The following is a 2,675-nucleotide window of genomic DNA, read 5'->3' on the forward strand; positions in this document are numbered from 1 at the left end:
CGCTGCCGGCCGCGGACGCACCGGCGGACAGGACCGAGCAGCGGGCGAGCCGCAGCACCGCCCGGAGCGAGCTGCCCACCGGCTCGCCGCGGCAGCTGGCCCGCCAGGTACTGGCGGACGACGCCCAGTACCAGTGCTTCGCCAGGATCGTGGAGCGCGAGAGCGGCTGGGACCACACCGCGCAGAACCCCAGCGGCGCCTACGGCCTGGTCCAGGCCCTGCCGGGCAGCAAGATGGCGTCGGCCGGCGCGGACTGGCGGACGAACCCCGCGACCCAGATCCAGTGGGGCGTGGACTACATGAAGGACCGCTACGGCAGCCCCTGCGGCGCCTGGAGCTTCTGGCAGCAGAACCACTGGTACTGAGCCGGGTCCCGTCCCCCTGCGCTCCGCCGCGTGCGTGAACGGTCGTGACCGACCGTGGCCTACTTGCGCATGACCTCGGGCTCGTGCCGGCGCAGGAAGCGGGCCACCACCACTCCGCAGAGCACGGACATCGTGAGCAGCACGCCCATGTTGACGAACCACTGGCTGAGCTCGTGGTCCCACAGCGGATCGGGGTTCTGCGCGTCCCAGGGCAGCAGCACGTTCAGCTGCGCCGTGTTGCCCATGCCGGCGACCGCCCAGCGGGACGGCATCAGCCAGGCGAGCTGCTCGACGCCGAACGTGTTGTGGATCTGGAAGAGCACACCGGTGAAGACGACCTGCACGATGGCGAACATGACCAGCAGCGGCATCGTCTTCTCGGCGGTCCTGACCAGCGAGGAGATGATCAGGCCGACCATCATCGAGGCGAGGCCGAGAGCGATGACCACGAGCGTCATCTCGATGGCCGGGGTGTTCTCGAACAGCAGTCCCTCGGCGGGCATGTCACGCGGCAGGAAGCCGATGGCGCAGATGATGACGCCCTGAAGGGCGGTGATCAGCCCCAGGACGATGACCTTGGACATCAGGTACGCCGACCGGGACAGGCCGGTCGCGCGTTCCCGCTCGTAGATCACCCGTTCCTTGATCAGTTCGCGGACGGAGTTCGCGGCGGCCGAGAAGCACATGCCGACCGACAGGATCAACATGATCGTGCTGGCGTCCCGGTTGGTGAACGTCGGCGGCTTGCCGAAGCTCAGCCCGTGGTCGGAGGGGATCACCACACTGACCACACCGAGCACCGCGGGCAGGATGACCATCAGGGCCAGGAAGCCCCGGTCGGAGGCGATGACGGAGGCGTAGCGCCGCATCAGGGTCCACAGCTGCGAGCCCCAGCTCTGCGGTTTCTGCACCCGGGCCTGGCGCTGCTGGAGGTTGACCGGCTGCGCGGCGACCGCGTCGATGTCCGCGGCGTAGAGCCGGTAGTGCTCGGAACCGCGCCAGCGGCCCATCCAGTCGTAGTCGCGGTAGTTCTCGAAGGACGAGAACACGTCCGCCCAGGAGTCGTAGCCGAAGAAGTTGAGCGCTTCCTCCGGCGGACCGAAGTAGGCGACGCCGCCACCGGGCGCCATCACCAGCAGCTTGTCGCAGAGGGCCAGCTCGGCGACCGAGTGGGTCACCACGAGCACCGTGCGGCCGTCGTCGGCGAGGCCGCGCAGCAGCTGCATCACGTCGCGGTCCATGCCCGGGTCGAGCCCCGACGTGGGCTCGTCCAGGAAGATCAGCGAGGGCTTGGTCAGCAGCTCCAGGGCGACCGAGACGCGCTTGCGCTGTCCGCCGGAGAGTGAGGTGATGCGCTTGTCGGCGTGAATGTCGAGCTTCAGCTCGGCGAGCACCTCCTCGACCCGCGCGTTGCGCTCGGCCTCGGCGACGTCACCGGGGAAGCGGAGCTTCGCTGCGTACCGCAGGGCGGTGCGGACCTTCAGCGCGGTGTGCAGGATGTCGTCCTGCGGCACCAGCCCGATGCGGTGCCGCAACTCGGCGAAGTGCTGGTAGAGGTCCCGGTTGTCGTAGAGCACCTCACCCTGGTTGGCCGGCCGGTAGCCGGTCAGCGCCTTCAGCAGGGTGGACTTGCCGGAGCCGGAGGGGCCGATCACGGCGATGACGGACTTCTCCGGCACCCCGAAGGAGACGTCGTTGAGGATCGTCTTGCCCCCGTCGACCTGCACGGTCAGGTGGCGGGCCGCGAAGGAGACCTCACCGGTGTCGACGAACTCCTCGAGCCGGTCGCCGACCAGCCGGAAGGTCGAGTGGCCGACGCCGACGATGTCCTGCGGGCCGAGCTGCCGGCGGCCGTTCTTGGGCAGCTGCTGGCCGTTGACGTAGGTGCCGTTGTGGCTGCCGAGGTCGTGGATCTCGAAGCGGCCGTCAGGGCCGGCGAGGAACTCGGCGTGGTGGCGGGAGACCTGGAGGTCGGAGACGACCAGTTCGTTCTCCAGCGCACGACCGATGCGCATGACGCGGCCCAGTGCCAGCTGGTGGAAGGTCGTCGGGCTGCGGTCGCCGCCGCCCGCTCCCTGCGGCTGCCCGCCCATGGCCGGCTGCGCCGCCATGCCGCGCGCCCCGCCCTGGGGCGGTACCGCGGCCTGTCCCCCCGCTGCCTGCTGCGGCCATCCGCCCTGCTGCGGCTGCTGGTACTGGTGCGGTTGCTGCTGATACGGCGGTGCGGCCGACTGCCGCTGCGCCTGCCGCTGGTGCGGCTGGTGCTGGTGCGGCTGGTGCTGGTGCGGTTGCTGCGGCGGCCAGTCCGTG

At 70.0% G+C, this 2,675-nt stretch carries 2 protein-coding genes; one reads left to right on the plus strand and one right to left on the minus strand.

Annotation, left to right across the window (positions count from 1 at the left end; translation table 11 throughout):
• A partial coding sequence (locus tag ACYVE9_RS22020; protein ID WP_461029624.1) for a lytic transglycosylase domain-containing protein occupies nucleotides 1–365 on the plus strand: 365 nt, incomplete at its 5' end.
• A gap of 59 nt (nucleotides 366–424) precedes the next feature.
• On the opposite strand, the gene ACYVE9_RS22025 is transcribed toward ACYVE9_RS22020, so the two are convergent.
• The coding region (locus ACYVE9_RS22025; RefSeq protein ID WP_461029625.1) for an ABC transporter ATP-binding protein/permease at nucleotides 425–2,675 on the minus strand (2,251 nt) is incomplete at its 5' end.

Source organism: Streptomyces sparsus, assembly GCF_054776295.1.